A 16,117-nucleotide genomic window follows, 5' to 3' on the forward strand; every position below is an offset into this window, starting at 1 on the left:
CTCACTTGCGCCGTCGTTCAGGTCCGGTTCCCCCCTCCGGGCCGGGTCACAATGTCATAAACTGTCAGAGCGTGATTTGTGCGCCCAGATGGTCGCGAGTCGCTCTAAACAAAAAGGTGGCGGCGATTCCGCATCGCGCCACCTCAGTATCCTTCGAAAAGGACGAAATATTGGCGATAATCAGCGCGGCGGACGCGCTGCACCGGCAGCGCCGCCGGCAGCCACCGGACGCGGCGTCATCGGCAGCAGGCCTTCGCGCTGGGCGCGCTTGCGGGCCAGCTTGCGGGCGCGGCGGACGGCCTCGGCCTTTTCGCGGGCGCGCTTCTCGGAAGGCTTCTCGTAGTGACCGCGCATCTTCATTTCGCGGAAAATGCCTTCGCGCTGCATCTTCTTCTTGAGCGCGCGAAGCGCCTGATCAACGTTATTGTCGCGGACGAGTACCTGCACGGGCAATCCTGTCTTTCGGGTTTGATATCATCAGGCAAGTGGCCATAGCCACTAGCCTCCGCGGCGGTCGACACCACGAATTGTGGCGGCTGATAGCAGAATCAGGCCGCGCTGTCCACAGTCGAAATGCAGGACGTCTGCCAAATTGCCACGGTAGCGCCGAGATAGGGCGCCGACTACGCCGTGGCCAGGTGCAGCCGCTCGAAATCCTCGAAGAATTCGCCGTAGTCGCAGGTGATCTCCTCGCCCGCGGCGATGTCGCGCGTCGCGGTCGCGCCGCCATACTGTGAAAAGTCGGTGTTCGGCGTCGCCGAATGGTTCATGAAGCGGCCATTGTCGACCTCATAGACCATGAAACCCGGCCGATCAGGGCTCGGATAGGCGTAGCGATCGAGCAATTCCTTGAGAGGCTGCGGTGCGGCCTCGTATTTGTCCATCGGGATCAGCCGGTCGAAATCCGGGTCGAGCCGCCAGATCGAGGCGCCTTTCCGGATCGGTTCGGCGGCGAACATGCCGACGCCCTCGATTGCGCTCGCGGCGACATAGGTTCGGATCAGCATCATGGTTTCGGGACCCGTTTCGACACGAGACGGAATCGCCAAATCGCGCGGAAAAAGCAAGACCGGCAAGCTGCGTCACTTGGACGAACAGGCCTGTTGGCGGCAAAAACCCTTCACGTCCGGTTGATCGACGGAAGCCACCGAACCGGCCAATGTCTCGACGCCCTCGCATGGGTCTTTTTCGTCGCGGCGCAAAACGGCAAGCGCCGTCGCAAACAGCGCAAGGGTGGAAGCGCTGTTTCGCTAGTGATACACCTCGCGCGCCGGGCCTGACAAAAGCCTGGCTGCAATCCGCGAGATCTGTTGGCGCGAGGCTGGGACGTTGAAAAAATATTCGGTATTCGCCATCGCCCGCGAGGCCATGCGCGGCCACAAGGGGTGGGAGGAGCAATGGTCCTCGCCCGAGCCCAAGAAGGAATACGACGTCATCATCGTCGGCGCCGGCGGCCATGGCCTGGCCACCGCCTATTATCTTGCCACGGTGCACGGCATCACCAATGTCGCGGTGCTGGAAAAGGGCTGGCTCGGCGGCGGCAACACCGGCCGCAACACCACCATCATCCGCTCCAACTATCTCTATGACGAGAGCGCCGGCATTTACGACCACGCGCTGAAGCTGTGGGACGGGCTCTCCCAGGAGCTCAACTACAACGTCATGTATTCGGCGCGCGGCGTCATGATGCTGGCGCATAATGTGCACGACATCCAGGTGCTGAAGCGCCATGTCCATGCCAACCGGCTGAACGGCATCGACAATGAGTGGCTGACACCGGAGCAGGCGAAGGAATTCTGCCCGCCGCTCAACATTTCGAAGGACGCACGCTACCCGGTCGTCGGGGCTGCCCTGCAGCGCCGTGGCGGCACGGCGCGCCACGACGCCGTTGCCTGGGGCTATGCGCGCGGCGCCTCGGCGCGCGGCGTCCACATCATCCAGAATTGCGAGGTCACCGGCGTCAAGCGCGCGCCGAACGGCGCGGTCATGGGTGTCGACACGACGCGCGGCTTCATTGGCGCCAAGAAGGTCGGCGTGGTTGCCGCGGGCCATTCCTCGGTCATCATGAATATGGCCGGCGTGCGCATGCCGCTGGAAAGCTATCCGCTGCAGGCGCTGGTGTCGGAGCCGATCAAGCCGGTCGTGCCCTGCGTGGTGATGTCGAACACGGTGCACGCCTATATCTCGCAGTCCGACAAGGGCGAGCTGGTGATCGGCGCCGGCACCGACCAGTATGTCTCCTATTCGCAGACCGGCGGCCTGCACATTCTGCAGCATACGCTGGATGCCATCTGCGAGATGTTCCCGATCTTCACGCGCATGAAGATGCTGCGCTCCTGGGGCGGCATCGTCGACGTCACGCCCGACCGCTCGCCGATCCTGGCCAAGACCCCGGTACCGGGCCTCTATGTCAATTGCGGCTGGGGCACGGGCGGCTTCAAGGCCACACCCGGGTCGGGCCATGTCTTTGCCCACACGATCGCAAAGGACGACCCGCATCCGATCAATGCGCCCTTCACCATCGAGCGCTTCCGCACCGGCCGCCTGATCGACGAGGCGGCTGCGGCGGCGGTGGCGCACTGATGATGATGGCCGAAATGGCTGTCGCGATGCCGCTGATGCTGGCGGGGGAACAGGGCATGTTCCATTTGCCGTCGCCAGAAGAGGTGCGCACGCAGCCGATCAGCCGCGCCGGAAACGAGGCCAACTGGCCGTTTTCCGTTGACGACGGCATATTGGCCTGCGTGTGGAGCGGTGGCCAGAAGGTGGTGATGTTCGTGGAGAACAGGCCTGCCGATCTCGGCGAGGACGATCCATTCGAGCCACGCCGCGTCATCGTCACGACGGATCCGGTGCAACTCACCATCGGCAACATGGCGTATCGCGACCTGTTTCGTCCGGCCGCGAGTGTCGAGGAGCGCATCCGGCTCGTCGCGCCGTTTGCGGCAATGGGCCAGAAGCTTTGCGACCAACCCCCCGGCGCCCGCGTCGGCCACGGCGAATTGTAGGAACGAACAGAATGCTTCTCATCCGCTGCCCCTATTGCGAGGAAGAGCGCCCGGAACTCGAATTCCGCAACGCCGGCGAGGCGCATATAGCGCGCTCAGCCAACATGGCCGGCGAGAGCGACGACGACTTCGAGAAATTCTTCTTCATCCGCTCGAACCCCAAGGGCATCATCTATGAACGCTGGCGGCACATGCATGGCTGCGCGCGCTTCTTCAATGCCGTGCGCGACACCGTCACCGACAAGTTCGTCATGACCTACAAGGCCGGCGAACCCAAACCCGCCAAGCTGCCCAAAAACTCCAACGAAGTGGTTGCCAAATGAGCGGCGCGTTCCGCATTCCGGGCGCCGGTCGCCTCAGCCAGGCCAAGACGGCGCGGTTCAGCTTCGACGGCCAGTCCCATACCGGCATCGAGGGTGATACGCTGGCGTCGGCACTGCTTGCCAATGGCGTGCATCTGGTCGGCCGCTCGTTCAAGTATCACCGCCCGCGCGGCTTCCTGTCGGCCGGCGCGGAAGAGCCCAACGCACTGGTGCAGATCGTGCGGGACGATGCGCGCAAGACGCCGAACGTGCGCGCCACCGTGCAGGAACTCTATGACGGGCTCGCCGCCAACTCGCAGAACCGCTGGCCGTCGCTGTCCTTCGACGTCGGCGCGGTCAACGACCTGGCGTCGCCGCTATTTTCGGCCGGCTTCTACTACAAGACCTTCATGTGGCCGAAAGCAGCCTGGAAGAGCCTTTACGAGCCCAAGATCCGCGAAGCCGCCGGCCTCGGTGTTTCTCCGGACAAGCCCGATCCCGACCATTATTCCTCGCGCTACGCGCATTGCGACGTGCTGGTGCTGGGCGGTGGTGCCGCCGGCATCGCGGCGGCATTGGCCGCGGCCGAAACCGGCGTGCGCGTCATCCTGGCCGACGAGCAGGCCGAGTTCGGCGGCAGCCTGCGTTTCGAGACCGGCGCGAAGATCGACGGACAGAACGGTTTTGCCTGGGCTCAAGCGGCGGTGGCGAAGCTCGCCGCCATGGACAATGTCCGCGTGCTCTCGCGCACGACGGCCTTTGGCTACTACGCGCAGAATTTCGTCGGCCTGGTCGAGCGCGTCAGCGATCACCTGAAAGCCCCCGGCCATGACCTGCCGCGCGAGCGGCTGTGGCAGATCCGTGCCAAGCGCGTCGTGCTGGCCTCCGGCGCCATCGAGCGCCATATGGTGTTCGCCGACAATGACCGGCCCGGCATCATGCTGGCGGGCGCGGCGCGCACCTTCCTCAACCATTATGGCGTAGCGGTCGGCAGAAATGTCGGCGTCTATACCGCCAATGATTCAGCCTATGCGGCGGCGATCGACCTCAAGAAGGCCGGCGTCAACGTCGCGGCGATCGTCGATCTGCGCGACAACCCGACTGGGCCGGTCATCGACGAGGCGCGGGCGCTTGGCATCGAGATCAATTTCGGCCGCGCCGTGATCCGCGCCGGCGGCAAATTGCGCGTGTCGTCGATGACGGTGCAGCCGAAGAATGGTGGCGGCGAGCGTACCATTCCCGTCGATGCGATCCTGATGTCGGCCGGCTGGACACCGTCGGTGCATCTGTTCTCGCAGTCGCGCGGCAAGGTTGCCTTCAACGACGAGACCAAGCGCTTCGTGCCCGGCACCTATGCGCAGGACTGCGTCTCGGTCGGCGCCTGCAATGGCACGGATGGGCTGGCTGCGACGGTGGACGAGGCCTATGCCGCCGGTGCCAAGGCGGCGAAGGATGCCAATGCCAGGGATTATGGTGCGAAGACTGCCAAGGGCACCAAGCCGAAGGTCGATGCCTCGGAGAGCTGGTCGCGCGGCATGCTGGGTGCCGCACCCGGCGCCGGGCCGGACACGACGGTGAAGGCGTTCGTCGATTTCCAGAACGATGTCACCGCCAAGGACATACGCCAGGCGGTGCATGAAGGCATGCGCTCGATCGAGCACGTCAAGCGCTTCACCACCAATGGCATGGCCACCGATCAGGGCAAGACCTCCAACATGCATGGCCTGGCGATTGCCGCCGAGACGCTGGGCAAGCCGATCCCCGAAGTCGGCCTGACCACCTTCCGTGCGCCCTATACGCCGGTCACTTTCGGCGCGATCGTCAGCCATGCGCGCGGTCCGCTGTTCGATCCGACACGCAAGACGGCGACGCATCCGTGGGCCGAAGCGCAAGGCGCCGTGTTCGAGGATGTCGGCCAGTGGAAGCGCGCCTGGTATTTCCCCAAGGCGGGCGAGGACATGCATGCGGCGGTCGACCGCGAGTGCGTCGCGGTCCGCACGACGGCGGGCCTGTTCGACGCCTCGACGCTCGGCAAGATCGAGGTGGTCGGGCCGGATGCGGCGAAGTTCATGGAGCTGCTCTACACCAATCCGTGGGAGAAGCTGGAGCCCGGCCGTTGCCGCTACGGCATCATGCTGCGCGAGGACGGCTTCATCTATGATGACGGTGTCGTCGGCAGGCTGGCGCCGGACCGCTTCCATGTGACGACGACGACGGGCGGGGCGCCGCGCGTCATGAACCATATGGAAGACTATCTCCAGACCGAGTTCCCGCACTTGAATGTCTGGCTGACTTCGATCACCGAACAGTGGGCGGTCATCGCGGTGCAGGGTCCCAAGTCGCGCGACATCATCGCGCCGCTGGTCGAAGGCATCGACATGTCGGACGAGGCGCTGCCGCATATGTCAGTGCGCGAAGGCAGGATCTGCGGCGTGCCGACAAGGCTGTTCCGCATGTCGTTCACCGGCGAGCGCGGCTTCGAGGTCAACGTGCCGGCCGACTATGGCCAGGCCGTGTGGGAGGCGCTGTGGGCCGAGGGCCAGAAACATGGCGCTGCCGCCTACGGCACGGAGTCCATGCACGTTCTGCGCGCTGAGAAGGGCTACATCATCGTCGGCCAGGATACGGACGGTACGGTGACGCCGAACGATGCCGGTCTCGACTGGGCGGTCGGCAAGAAGAAGGCCGACTTCGTCGGCATCAGGGGCATGGCGCGGCCGGATCTGGTCGCCAAGGGGCGCAAGCAGCTGGTCGGCCTGAAAACCAAGGATCCCAAGGTGGTGCTGGAGGAAGGCGCGCAGATCGTCGAGGATCCCAAGCAGGCGATCCCGATGAAGATGATCGGCCATGTCACCTCCAGCTACTGGTCGCAGAATTGCGGCCGCTCGATCGCGCTGGCGCTGGTCGCCGGCGGTCGCGAACGCATGGGCGATACGCTCTACGTGCCGATGCCGAACGGGGTGATCGAAGTGGAGGTTACCGGCATGGTGTTCTTCGACGAGACGGGAGGCCGCCTCAATGGCTAAGGCTGCTGCAAAGAAGACGGCTGCGGCCGCATCGCCTTCGGTGGACCGCCGCCCGGCATTGGCCGGCCGCGCCACATCGGGGGCCGGCGTGAAGGTTGAAGTGCTGCCGCCGGCCGAGCGCATCTCGCTGCGCGCGCCTGAGGCATCGGTCGCCGCGCTTTCCAAGGCGCTTGGCCTGGCTTTGCCGAAGAAGCCGAAAACTTCCGTCTCGAAGGGCGGGCGCACCGCGCTGTGGCTCGGCCCTGACGAGTGGCTGGTGATCGACGAGGCTGGCAACGATCCACTCGCTGATTGCGCAGGGGTTGCCGCGCTGCATTCGGCGGTCGGCATCTCGCACCGCAACATCGCGATATCCATCGCCGGCCCGGCGGCCGAAACCACGATCAATTCGGGCTGCCCGCAGGATCTGTCGCTCGAAGCCTTCCCGGTCGGGGCGGCCTCGCGCACCATCCTGGGCAAGGCCGAGATCGTGCTGTTGCGCACCGCCGATGATGCCTTCCGGGTCGAGTGCTGGCGTTCCTTCTCGGACTATGTCTTTACTTTCCTCTCCGAGGGAGCCCGCGACGCGGCTGGCTGACCCCGGAACGTTTGCCGCCCGCGTCCGTTGTGCGGCGACAGCTCGAGGGAGAAACGCCGATGCCGTCGAAGTCCGCGCCGAAGTCGCCGCAGTCCAAAGCCAAGACCGCGGCGGTCCGCTCGCTCGAACACGAGCGGCGTGAGGCCGACGCCGAAGAGGAACTCGAGGAAGGCCTGGAGGATACTTTCCCGGCCAGCGATCCGGTGTCGATCACCAGTTCGGCTATCCCCGGCGCGCCCGCCAAGCCCGGCAAGGCCAAGACCGTGCCTGGCCGGAAAACCCGCAAGCCCTGATTTTCCGTAATTTTGGTCGCTAGGCATCTTCCCAAGGCCTCCGCAGATGCGATATTCAAAGCGCTTTGGAGAGGAATAATGCCGATAAAAGCTGTTGTCTGGGGCGAGAACGTCCATGAGCAGACCAATGCCGCCGTGCGCGACCTCTATCCACTGACCATGCATGGCACGATTGCCGCGGCGCTCAACCAGGACCAGGGCATCAAGGCGACCACCGCAACTCTGCAGGAACCCGAACACGGTTTGAGCGAGAAGCGCCTCGCCGCCACCGATGTGCTTTTATGGTGGGGGCATGCCGCGCATGGCGAGGTCAAGGACGAGATCGTCGAGCGGGTGCAGAAGCGGGTCTGGGAAGGGATGGGGCTGATCGTGCTGCATTCCGGCCACTACTCGAAGATCTTCAAGCGGCTGATGGGCACGCCCTGTTCGCTGAAATGGCGCGAGGCAGGCGAACGCGAGCGCGTCTGGGCGATCAACCGCGGCCACCCGATCGCGCAAGGCATCGGCGAATGCCTGGAGATCGGCGAAACGGAAATGTATGGCGAGCCGTTCGCGGTGCCGGAGCCGCTGGAGACGGTGTTCATCTCCTGGTACGAGGGCGGCGAGGTGTTCCGGTCCGGGCTGACCTACCAGCGCGGCGCGGGCCGCATCTTCTATTTCTCGCCCGGCCACGAGACCTATCCGATCTATCACAATGAGGGCGTGCAGCAGGTGCTGCGTAACGCCGTGCACTGGGCGCACAATCCGGCGCCCGCATGGTCGGGCATCACCAATGCGCCCAACGTGCCGACGGACAAGGCCAAGGAGAAGATCGTGCAGAAGGGCCTGCGCTTGCATGCCGATGGCGACAAGGGCCTCAACTGATGCATCGACTTCTTCTGCTCGGCACCGGCGGCATTGCCGGGCATCATGTCGAGGAGTTCGCAACGTTACCCGGCTGCATCATCGTCGCTTGCGTCGATCAGGTGCCAGGCCGCGCGGCTGCATTCGCGGCCGCCAACAAGATCGGCGACTTTTTCGAGAGCCTGGAGGCGGCGATTGCCTGGGGCGCGTTCGACGCCGCCATCAACGCGACGCCGGACGGTGTGCACAAGGCAACGACGCTGGCGCTGTTGGCCGCCGGCAAGCATGTCTTTTGCGAAAAGCCGCTGGCGCCCAACCATGCCGACGCGCTGGCGATGACGGAAGCGGCCGAAGCGGCTGGCGTAATCAACATGGTCAACCTGACCTATCGCAATTCGCCGGCGATCCAGGAAGCGCGGCGCATGGTGCAGGCCGGGAAGATCGGCGCGTTGCGCCATGTCGAGGCGAGCTACCGGCAGAGTTGGCTGGTCAGTAAATCCTGGGGTGACTGGCGGGTCGAGGACAAATGGTTGTGGCGCCTGTCGAGCCGGCACGGTTCGACCGGCGTGCTGGGCGATGTCGGCATCCACATCCTCGACTTCGCCACCTATGGCGCCGCTCAGGATATCGTCAGCCTGCATGCTGATCTGGTGACGTTTCCGAAGGCCGAAGGCGACCAGATCGGTGACTACGTGCTCGACGCCAATGACAGCGTGGCTATGACGGCGCGGCTGACGTCCGGCGCACTCGCCACGATCGTTGCGAGCCGCTACACGACGGGCCATGCCAATGATCTGTCGCTGGCGCTGCACGGCACCAACGGGGCCATCAAGGTCGAGACCGACGGCAAAGTATCGAGCCTGTCCGCGTGCCTTGGCGCGGATATCGACGAGCAGCGCTGGCGGATGCTGGCGCCGCCTGACGTCAAGCGCAACGCCCGGCGCTTCGCCGATGCGCTGGATAGCCGGCAGAACGGCGATCCGTCCTTCCGGCGCGCCGCCGACATGCAGAGGCTGATCGACGCCGCCTTCGAGAGTTCAGCTGCCAAGCTGCCGATTACAACAGGCTGACATGGCCGCCCGGCCGGCTTGCGCCGGTCAGGCGCGTTTCGGCGTAACTTTTTGTTTGGACGCAATTCCCAAGGGCAAGCGCTACGCGCTTGTCCCGGGAAAACCGCTGCACACTTTTCCTGGAATTGCTCTTAGAACGCGCTAGGCACGATCCAGGGATTGATGCTGATGCCAAGGCGCGGGCCCTTGCCTTCGGCCTTGTTTTCCGTGGCGGCCTTCTTCTCGACCGAGCCGGTCGATGCGCAATCGAGCTTCACATTGGTCTTGGTGTCGACGCAGGTCGCGGCCGGCGGGTGCTTGACCGGCTGGGTGGCACCGGCGGCGAAGGCCGAGCCGGAAAGGGCCAGCACTGCGGCGAGGGTGAGGAGCGCCTTTTTCATTGTCAGTCTCCGTTTTCGACGGTTGAATTCTTTTCCGTACATGTACGGTACTGCGTACAAATACGACCGCCGATCACGAAGTGCAAGTCAAGATCGTACGCGTACGATAAATTTTTCGTTAACCAAGAATCTGCCCTCGGTTTGGTTCGAAGGGAGGCGAGGAAGCGTGGAAACGAACGAGATGTCGTTCAGCAGTTGACCGGTGCGTCGGTCAATGGCGGCACGTTCTGCGTGCTGAGTGCGGCCAGTTGGAAATCGCACATGCGTTTCACGAAAGCATGCGGGTCGCCGAAGGGATAGAAGGGAAAGGTGATCAGCAGCGAGATCGTGCCGTGGCCGACCGCCCACAGCATGGTGGCGATGGCGCGCGGATCGCCTTGCAGTTTTCCGGCGGCGACGCAGGCTTCGACCCGCGTGATCAGCACCTTCATCGCCGGGTTGGCCTCGTGCATTTCTTGAAAACTCCGACCTTCCGGCGGCCTGGTCTTTTCGGTCATGAAAACGGTGCGGTATTCATTGGGATTGCCGAGCCCGAAGGCGGCATATTCGGTCATCACCGCCTGCAAGGCCTCGATCGGATCGTCGGACGGATGCTCCTCGATGCGGCGGGCAAGCGTTTCGAAGGCGTCCTCTGCCAGCGCGAACAGGATGTCCTGCTTGTCGGCGAAGTAGGAATAGACCGACATCGGCGCATAGCCGACCCGCTTGGCCAGCTTGCGAATGGTCAGGCCTTCATAGCCTTCTTCCTGGACAAGCTTGTGCGCGGCCTCGACCAGTTCGGAGCGCAGCTCGGCCTTTTGTTTTTCGCGGCGTGTCTGGACGCTCGGCGGCAAGATCCCGTGCCTTCGTTGGGTTGGTGCGTGGCTAAATTATATACGCTGTACGGAAACGGACAAGGGCGTCGCAGGTTCCCAAACGGCAGGCGTCAGATGGCACCGACACCGCCGTCGACGGCCAGTGCATGGCCGGTCATGAACGAGTTGGCCGGGTCGGCGGCGAACAGGATGGCGGTGGTGATTTCGTCGACCTCGGCCACGCGCCGCATCGGTACGCCGCGTGTCAGCTCGGCCAGGGCTTCCGCCTCCGATGCGCCGGAGACGCGCACGAAACTGTCCACCATCGCCGTCCTTGTATGCGCCGGGCAGATGGCGTTGATGCGCAAGCCCTTGCTGGCATATTCGATTGCCGCCGAGCGGGTCAGGCCGACGACGCCATGCTTGGCGGCGGCGTAGATCGAGAGTTTCGGCGCGCCGGACAGGCCGGCGGCCGAGGCGATGTTGACGATGGCGCCGCCCCTGGCCGTAGACCTGAACTGTCGTTCCATCTGCGGGATCTGGTGCTTCATGGCGTAGAAGACGCCAAGCAGGTCGATCTCCAGCACGCGGCGGGCTTCGTCCGACGGCACCTGTGGCAGGCGCACGAAACTCTGGACGATGCCGGCATTGTTGACGGCGACATCCAGCCGGCCGAATTTCTCGACCGCCAGCCCGACCAGATCCTCGGACAGTTTTTCGTCCGCGATGTTGCCGGCCAGGATCGCCGTTTCGGACGGCAAGGTCGCGGCAAGATCGGCGAGCGCCCTTTCGTCGATGTCCGACAGCACTAGTCGGGCGCCTTCGGCGGCAAAGCCCTTGGCCGCACCACGGCCAAGCCCGCCGGCGGCACCCGTGATCAGCACCGTTGCTCCGTCAAAGCGGCCCATCATGGCTCCCCATCATCTCTGCTTGTCGATCAGTTCCGCGGCGAGACGCGAAAGCAGCTTCACCGCCTCGCCATAGGTCCTGGCCTTTTCGGGGTTGGAGGCGTTGCCATCCAGCGCGCGCCTGTAGACGCCCTGGCAGATCGCCGCCAACCGGAAGAAGGAGAAAGCGAGGAAGAAGGTCCAGTTGCCGATGCCATCCAGCCCGCGCCGGCGGCAATAGGCGGCGACGTAGGCCTCTTCGGAGGGGAGCCCGAGCGCGGCGCGGTCGATACCGCCCAGGCCGCGAAAGCCGGAAGCATGCGGCAGACGCCATTGCATGCATTGATAGGCGATGTCGGCGAAGGGATGGCCTGACGTCGACAGTTCCCAGTCGAGCACCGCCAGAACCCTTGGCTGGTCCGGCGCGAAGATCAGATTGTCCAGCCGGTAGTCGCCATGCACCAGAGAGACACGGCCGTCATCCGCGGGCATGTGCGTCTCCAGCCAGGCAATCAGCCGGTCCATGTCGGCAATGGTGCCGGTCTCCGAGGCACGATACTGGCTGGTCCAGCGTGCCAGCTGCCGTTCGAAATAATTGCCCGGCCTGCCGAAATCGGCGAGACCCACGGCCTCGACCTCGACATCGTGCAGGGCCGCGAGCGTGGAGTTCATGGCGTCGTAGATCGCGGCGCGCTCATCATTGTCGCGCGCTTCAGGCAGCGCCGGATCCCAGAAGATGCGGCCGTCGAGGAAATCCATGACGTAGAACATGCGGCCGATCGGCGAGCCCTCCGCCGACAGATGCAGCATTTCGGGTACCGGCACGGCGGTGACGGCCAGCGCCTTCATCACGCGGAATTCGCGGTCGACCTGATGCGCCGATTTCAGCAATTGCCCGGGCGGCTTGGCACGCAGCACGTAGCGGCCGCTGGCCGCCGTCAGGAGATAGGTCGGATTGGACTGGCCGGATTTGAATTTTTCGATTGACGCGAGCCCGCAAAAGCCCGGGATTTCCGCCTCGAGATAAGGCGAAAGCGCTGCCTGGTCGAGCGCGTTGGCGTCGCTCATGCGGTCTCGGGCTGGCGCTCGATCAGGGTCAGCGTCAGCCAGCGAGCGGTCAGCGCCGGCTTCTTCGAGCCCTCGATCTCGATCGTCACGTCGTGCGCCGTCTGCACCCAACCCGAGGGTCTCACCTTGACATCGGCCAGCACGAAACGGGTGCGTATGCGCGCGCCGGTCTTCACCGGGGCCAGGAAGCGCAGCGAATCGAAGCCATGGTTGACGCCCATCTTGCCGTTTTCCAGCGGCGGCATGGTCTCGAACGTCATCGCCGAAAGCAGCGACAGCGACAGGAAGCCATGCGCGATGGTGCCGCCGAACGGCGTTTCGCGCTTGGCCCGCTCGGGGTCGCAGTGGATGAACTGGTGGTCGTCGGTGGCGTCGGCGAACTGGTCGATCATGCGTTGCGTGACCACCCGCCACGGTGAGACGCCGACTTCCTTGCCGACACTGGCCAGAAGCACATCGAGACTGATTGGTTCCACGCTCATGTCCTCCAGTTCACCTCCGGCTTCTGCGGCCGGAAAATGTCATTCCTTGAACAAGGTCAATCCATGCTGCACCGACTGCCCGCCGTCGATCGGCAGGATGGCGCCGGTGACATAGCTGCCTGCACGGCTGCACAAATAGAGTGTTGCGCCGGCAATGTCATCCGGTGCGCCGATACGGCCGATCGGAACGTGGCCGCCGACATGGCTGGCCTGTTCATCCGTGCCGGTGGCGAAAGCCGTCATGCGGCTCTGGAAGGGGCCGGGGGCAAAGGCGTTGACGGTGATGCGGCGGGCGGCGAACTCGAGCGCGAGCGTCCGCGTCAGGTGATGCACCGCGGCCTTGGACGCCGTGTAGGAATAGGCATCGTCGGCCAGCGGCTGCGTACCCATCACCGAACCCAGATTGATCACCCGGGCCGGATCGCTATCGCTTGCGGCGGCTTCGAGCAGCGGCAGCAATTCGCGCGTCAGATGGAAAACCGCGGTGACATTGACGCCGAAAACCTTCGCCCATGCCGAATAAGGGAAACTCTCCAGCGGCGCGCCCCAGGAAACGCCGGCATTGTTGATCAGAATATCGAGTTTTCCGGTCCGCGCCTTGACCTCGGCGACGAGTGCGGCGATGCCGGCCTCACTTGAGACGTCGCCGGCAAAGCCATCGGCCCGGCCCGGCGCGCCAAGCCCGTTCAGTTCGGCGGCGACCTTGATGCAATCCTCGCCCTTGCGCGAAGCGATCATCACGTCGGCGCCGGCTCTCACCAACGCGGTTGCCGCCATGCGGCCGATGCCCGTCGCCGCTCCCGTTACCAGAGCCGTCTTGCCGGCCACAGAAAACAGCTCGTCGAGATAGGCCATTCCAATCCTCCACGCTTCGCCTCGCCGTCGGGCAAAGAGTTCGCGTTGACAAGGCTATCCGAAGTACGGTCATCCTTGCCACGGGTAAAATGCCCGGCCTGCATGAAGGGTTAGCGACCGATGACGGAGATGAATCTCGGCATGACCGAGCGGCTAAAGCCGATCCACGCACGCGTCGCAGCCATGGTGCGCGACGAGATCATGCCGCTCGACAAGGAATTCTTGGGCGAAGTGGGCAAGGCAGGCGACCGCTGGGTCTACAGCGCGCGCCAAAGCGAGATCCTCGAAGGGCTGAAGAAGACCGCAAGGGAGCGCGGCCTGTGGAATTTCTGGCTGACCGGCTCGGATCGCGGCTACGGTCTTTCCACTGTCGAATACGCCTATCTGGCCGAAGAGATGGGCAAGGCGCATTTGGGGGCCGAGACCTTCAACTGCTCGGCGCCCGACACCGGCAACATGGAAGTGCTGGAACGCTACGGTTCGGCCGACCATAAGAAAGCGTGGCTGGAACCGTTGCTCGAGGGCAAGATCCGCTCGGCCTATCTGATGACCGAACCGGACGTGGCGTCATCCGACGCCACCAACATTTCGATGCGCTGCGAGCGGCAGGGCGACGACTACGTCCTCAACGGCGAAAAGTGGTGGGCGTCAGGCGCCGGCGACCCGCGCTGCGCGATCTATATCGTCATGGTGCGGACCGGTGGTGACGAGGAACCGCAGCACCGCCGCCATTCTATGATCCTGGTGCCTTCGGATACAAAGGGCGTGACCAAGGTTCGCGCCATGCAGGTCTATGGCGACGATGATGCGCCGCATGGTCACATGCACCTTCGCTTCGACAATGTCCGGGTCCCGGCCTCGAACCTCATTCTTGGCGAGGGCAGGGGGTTCGAGATCGCGCAAGGACGGCTCGGCCCCGGCCGTATCCATCACTGCATGCGCGCCATCGGCCAGGCCGAGATGGCACTGGAGATGCTGTGCCAGCGTTCGGTGCGGCGCGAGGCCTTCGGTCAGCCCCTGGCGAAACTCGGCGCCAATTTCGACATCATCGCCGAATGCCGCATGGAAATCGAGATGGCCCGGCTGCTCTGCCTCAAGGCGGCGTGGATGATCGACCAGGGCGATGCGCGCGCGGCCGCCCCCTGGATCAGCCAGATCAAGGTCATCGCGCCGCGCGTCGCGCTGAGGATCACCGACGAGGCGGTGCAGATGTTCGGCGCGCAAGGCATCAGCCAGGACACGCCGCTGGCGCGCTCATGGACGCATCTGCGCACGCTGCGTCTCGCCGACGGCCCCGACGCCGTGCATCGCCGCCAGGTGGCGCGGACGGAGCTGAGGAAATACACGCAGGAGAAGATCTGAGCAGCTCGGCCCGCCGCATTCGCGGATTTCGCCGACGAACAAGGAGTGTGACAATGACCATTCCCTCCGAAATGAAGGCGCTGCTCCTGGTCGGTGACGGCTACACCAGGACACCGAGCGGCAGCGTGCTCGAGGCGATGGAACCCTATCTCGAGCCGGGTAGCATCGCGGTGCCGGCGCCCGGACCGAGCCAGGTGCTGATCAAGGTCAGCCTGGCCTCGATCAATCCATCCGACGTCGCCTTCATCAAGGGCCAGTACGGCCAGCCGCGCGCCAAGGGCCGGCCGGCCGGCTTCGAGGGGGTCGGCACCATCGTCGCCGGTGGCGACGAGCCTTATCCGAAAAGCCTCGTCGGCAAGCGCGTCGCCTTCGCCACCGGCCTCAGCAATTGGGGCTCGTGGGCCGAATATGCCGTCGCCGAGGCAGCGGCCTGCATTCCGCTGCTCGACACGGTGCGCGACGAGGACGGCGCGGCGATGATCGTCAATCCGCTCACCGCGATCGCCATGTTCGACATCGTCAAACAGGAGGGCGAAAAGGCCTTCGTCATGACCGCCGGCGCCAGCCAACTCTGCAAGCTGATCATCGGCCTCGCCAGGGAGGAAGGCTTCCGGCCTGTCGTCACCGTGCGCCGCGACGAGCAGATCGCGCTGTTGAAAGAGATCGGCGCTGTCCATGTGCTCAACGAGAAGGCGCCGGATTTCGAGGCCACGCTGCGCGAGGTGATGAAGGCCGAACAGCCGCGCATCTTCCTCGATGCGGTCACCGGGCCGCTGGCTTCCGCCATCTTCAATGCCATGCCGAAACGGGCGCGCTGGATCATCTATGGCCGGCTCGACACGGACGCCACCATCATCCGCGAGCCCGGCCAACTGATCTTCCAGCACAAGCATATCGAAGGCTTCTGGCTGAGCGAATGGATGCGGCAATTCAAGGAGCGGCGCGCTCCCGCGATCCTGGAAGCGCAGAAGCGTTTTTCCGACGGGCGCTGGTCGACCGACGTCACGGCCGTCGTGCCGCTCGCCGAGGCAATCGCGCGGGTGCCGGCGGAACTCGCCAAGCCCAACGGCAAGGTTTTCATCCGGCCTTGATGCCGTTCGAAGGCGTGCGAAAGCGCGAAAAAGAAGGCTTTCTGAACACCTTTCCCAGCGAGATCGTTGCCATGCCCGA

18 protein-coding genes are annotated in these 16,117 nt (G+C 64.4%); 10 read left to right on the forward strand and 8 right to left on the reverse strand.

All coding sequences use genetic code 11. From position 1 onward, the window contains the following. Nucleotides 1-180 precede the first annotated feature (180 nt). Both rpsU and MesoLj_RS10515 read right to left on the reverse strand, forming a co-directional pair. A complete protein-coding gene (rpsU, locus tag MesoLj_RS10510) occupies nucleotides 181-447 on the reverse strand; it encodes a 30S ribosomal protein S21 (RefSeq protein WP_010911429.1) in 267 nt (88 codons plus the stop codon). 176 nt (nucleotides 448-623) lie between these two features. Continuing rightward, the gene (locus MesoLj_RS10515; RefSeq protein WP_064981678.1) at nucleotides 624-1,010 is read right to left on the reverse strand and encodes an SET domain-containing protein; all 387 of its coding nucleotides are present in this window, start codon (nucleotides 1,008-1,010) and stop codon (nucleotides 624-626) included. A gap of 319 nt (nucleotides 1,011-1,329) precedes the next feature. Between MesoLj_RS10515 and MesoLj_RS10520 the strand changes: the two genes are divergently transcribed. From MesoLj_RS10520 to MesoLj_RS10555, 8 genes are all read left to right on the forward strand, one after another. Next, nucleotides 1,330-2,583: a sarcosine oxidase subunit beta gene (locus MesoLj_RS10520; RefSeq protein ID WP_140771954.1), complete on the forward strand. Its 1,254-nt coding sequence runs from the start codon at nucleotides 1,330-1,332 to the stop codon at nucleotides 2,581-2,583. A gap of 2 nt (nucleotides 2,584-2,585) precedes the next feature. Then, nucleotides 2,586-3,008 (forward strand): hypothetical protein, encoded by a 423-nt coding sequence (locus MesoLj_RS10525; protein ID WP_140772785.1) that lies wholly within the window; start codon nucleotides 2,586-2,588, stop codon nucleotides 3,006-3,008. A gap of 11 nt (nucleotides 3,009-3,019) precedes the next feature. Next, entirely contained in the window at nucleotides 3,020-3,331 is a 312-nt protein-coding gene (locus MesoLj_RS10530; protein WP_023765878.1) for a sarcosine oxidase subunit delta, read from the forward strand. Then, on the forward strand, nucleotides 3,328-6,336 hold the full coding sequence (locus tag MesoLj_RS10535; protein ID WP_202325943.1) for a sarcosine oxidase subunit alpha: 3,009 nt from the start codon (nucleotides 3,328-3,330) through the stop codon (nucleotides 6,334-6,336). The genes MesoLj_RS10530 and MesoLj_RS10535 overlap by 4 nt, the downstream gene beginning before the upstream one ends. Then, nucleotides 6,329-6,913, forward strand: coding sequence for a sarcosine oxidase subunit gamma (locus MesoLj_RS10540; protein WP_202325944.1), 585 nt, complete (start codon nucleotides 6,329-6,331; stop codon nucleotides 6,911-6,913). The genes MesoLj_RS10535 and MesoLj_RS10540 overlap by 8 nt, the downstream gene beginning before the upstream one ends. 59 nt (nucleotides 6,914-6,972) lie before the next feature. After that, the gene (locus MesoLj_RS10545; RefSeq protein WP_140771947.1) at nucleotides 6,973-7,206 is read left to right on the forward strand and encodes a hypothetical protein; all 234 of its coding nucleotides are present in this window, start codon (nucleotides 6,973-6,975) and stop codon (nucleotides 7,204-7,206) included. Nucleotides 7,207-7,284: 78 nt separating this feature from the next. Beyond that, nucleotides 7,285-8,070 (forward strand): ThuA domain-containing protein, encoded by a 786-nt coding sequence (locus MesoLj_RS10550; protein WP_202325945.1) that lies wholly within the window; start codon nucleotides 7,285-7,287, stop codon nucleotides 8,068-8,070. Continuing rightward, nucleotides 8,070-9,119, forward strand: coding sequence for a Gfo/Idh/MocA family protein (locus tag MesoLj_RS10555; protein WP_202325946.1), 1,050 nt, complete (start codon nucleotides 8,070-8,072; stop codon nucleotides 9,117-9,119). The genes MesoLj_RS10550 and MesoLj_RS10555 overlap by 1 nt, the downstream gene beginning before the upstream one ends. Before the next feature lie 131 nt (nucleotides 9,120-9,250). Here MesoLj_RS10555 and MesoLj_RS10560 read toward each other — a convergent pair whose 3' ends face one another. From MesoLj_RS10560 to MesoLj_RS10585, 6 genes are all read right to left on the reverse strand, one after another. Further along, complete coding sequence (locus tag MesoLj_RS10560) at nucleotides 9,251-9,499, reverse strand: DUF680 domain-containing protein (protein WP_202325947.1); 249 nt, start codon at nucleotides 9,497-9,499, stop codon at nucleotides 9,251-9,253. A gap of 188 nt (nucleotides 9,500-9,687) precedes the next feature. Then, a complete protein-coding gene (locus tag MesoLj_RS10565) occupies nucleotides 9,688-10,332 on the reverse strand; it encodes a TetR/AcrR family transcriptional regulator (RefSeq protein ID WP_140771940.1) in 645 nt (214 codons plus the stop codon). Nucleotides 10,333-10,424: 92 nt separating this feature from the next. After that, nucleotides 10,425-11,201 carry an SDR family NAD(P)-dependent oxidoreductase gene (locus MesoLj_RS10570; protein WP_140772783.1) on the reverse strand — a complete coding sequence of 259 codons (777 nt, stop codon included), beginning with the start codon at nucleotides 11,199-11,201 and terminating at the stop codon, nucleotides 10,425-10,427. A gap of 12 nt (nucleotides 11,202-11,213) precedes the next feature. Next, complete coding sequence (locus tag MesoLj_RS10575; RefSeq protein ID WP_202325948.1) at nucleotides 11,214-12,248, reverse strand: phosphotransferase family protein; 1,035 nt, start codon at nucleotides 12,246-12,248, stop codon at nucleotides 11,214-11,216. Next, nucleotides 12,245-12,730: a MaoC family dehydratase gene (locus MesoLj_RS10580; RefSeq protein WP_019861112.1), complete on the reverse strand. Its 486-nt coding sequence runs from the start codon at nucleotides 12,728-12,730 to the stop codon at nucleotides 12,245-12,247. The genes MesoLj_RS10575 and MesoLj_RS10580 overlap by 4 nt, the downstream gene beginning before the upstream one ends. 39 nt (nucleotides 12,731-12,769) lie before the next feature. After that, nucleotides 12,770-13,585, reverse strand: coding sequence for an SDR family oxidoreductase (locus MesoLj_RS10585; protein WP_202325949.1), 816 nt, complete (start codon nucleotides 13,583-13,585; stop codon nucleotides 12,770-12,772). A gap of 120 nt (nucleotides 13,586-13,705) precedes the next feature. On the opposite strand from MesoLj_RS10585, the gene MesoLj_RS10590 reads away from it, so the two are divergent. Both MesoLj_RS10590 and MesoLj_RS10595 read left to right on the forward strand, forming a co-directional pair. Next, the gene (locus MesoLj_RS10590; protein ID WP_202325950.1) at nucleotides 13,706-14,947 is read left to right on the forward strand and encodes an acyl-CoA dehydrogenase family protein; all 1,242 of its coding nucleotides are present in this window, start codon (nucleotides 13,706-13,708) and stop codon (nucleotides 14,945-14,947) included. Between the two features lie 53 nt (nucleotides 14,948-15,000). Further along, nucleotides 15,001-16,038, forward strand: a complete 1,038-nt coding sequence (locus tag MesoLj_RS10595) for a zinc-binding dehydrogenase (protein ID WP_202325951.1) — start codon at nucleotides 15,001-15,003, stop codon at nucleotides 16,036-16,038. The last annotated feature ends 79 nt before the right edge of the window (nucleotides 16,039-16,117 follow it).

Source organism: Mesorhizobium sp. 113-3-9 (assembly GCF_016756515.1).
Taxonomy (GTDB): domain Bacteria; phylum Pseudomonadota; class Alphaproteobacteria; order Rhizobiales; family Rhizobiaceae; genus Mesorhizobium.

Excerpts from the sequence above, each read along its gene's own strand:
- MesoLj_RS10515 (WP_064981678.1), bottom strand. The coding sequence starts at position 1,010 with ATGATGCTGATCCGAACCTATGTCGCCGCGAGCGCAATCGAGGGCGTC.
- MesoLj_RS10525 (WP_140772785.1), top strand. The coding sequence starts at position 2,586 with ATGATGGCCGAAATGGCTGTCGCGATGCCGCTGATGCTGGCGGGGGAA.
- MesoLj_RS10530 (WP_023765878.1), top strand. The coding sequence starts at position 3,020 with ATGCTTCTCATCCGCTGCCCCTATTGCGAGGAAGAGCGCCCGGAACTC.
- MesoLj_RS10535 (WP_202325943.1), top strand. The coding sequence starts at position 3,328 with ATGAGCGGCGCGTTCCGCATTCCGGGCGCCGGTCGCCTCAGCCAGGCC.
- MesoLj_RS10540 (WP_202325944.1), top strand. The coding sequence starts at position 6,329 with ATGGCTAAGGCTGCTGCAAAGAAGACGGCTGCGGCCGCATCGCCTTCG.
- MesoLj_RS10545 (WP_140771947.1), top strand. The coding sequence starts at position 6,973 with ATGCCGTCGAAGTCCGCGCCGAAGTCGCCGCAGTCCAAAGCCAAGACC.
- MesoLj_RS10550 (WP_202325945.1), top strand. The coding sequence starts at position 7,285 with ATGCCGATAAAAGCTGTTGTCTGGGGCGAGAACGTCCATGAGCAGACC.
- MesoLj_RS10555 (WP_202325946.1), top strand. The coding sequence starts at position 8,070 with ATGCATCGACTTCTTCTGCTCGGCACCGGCGGCATTGCCGGGCATCAT.
- MesoLj_RS10560 (WP_202325947.1), bottom strand. The coding sequence starts at position 9,499 with ATGAAAAAGGCGCTCCTCACCCTCGCCGCAGTGCTGGCCCTTTCCGGC.
- MesoLj_RS10570 (WP_140772783.1), bottom strand. The coding sequence starts at position 11,201 with ATGGGCCGCTTTGACGGAGCAACGGTGCTGATCACGGGTGCCGCCGGC.
- MesoLj_RS10575 (WP_202325948.1), bottom strand. The coding sequence starts at position 12,248 with ATGAGCGACGCCAACGCGCTCGACCAGGCAGCGCTTTCGCCTTATCTC.
- MesoLj_RS10580 (WP_019861112.1), bottom strand. The coding sequence starts at position 12,730 with ATGAGCGTGGAACCAATCAGTCTCGATGTGCTTCTGGCCAGTGTCGGC.
- MesoLj_RS10585 (WP_202325949.1), bottom strand. The coding sequence starts at position 13,585 with ATGGCCTATCTCGACGAGCTGTTTTCTGTGGCCGGCAAGACGGCTCTG.
- MesoLj_RS10590 (WP_202325950.1), top strand. The coding sequence starts at position 13,706 with ATGACGGAGATGAATCTCGGCATGACCGAGCGGCTAAAGCCGATCCAC.
- MesoLj_RS10595 (WP_202325951.1), top strand. The coding sequence starts at position 15,001 with ATGACCATTCCCTCCGAAATGAAGGCGCTGCTCCTGGTCGGTGACGGC.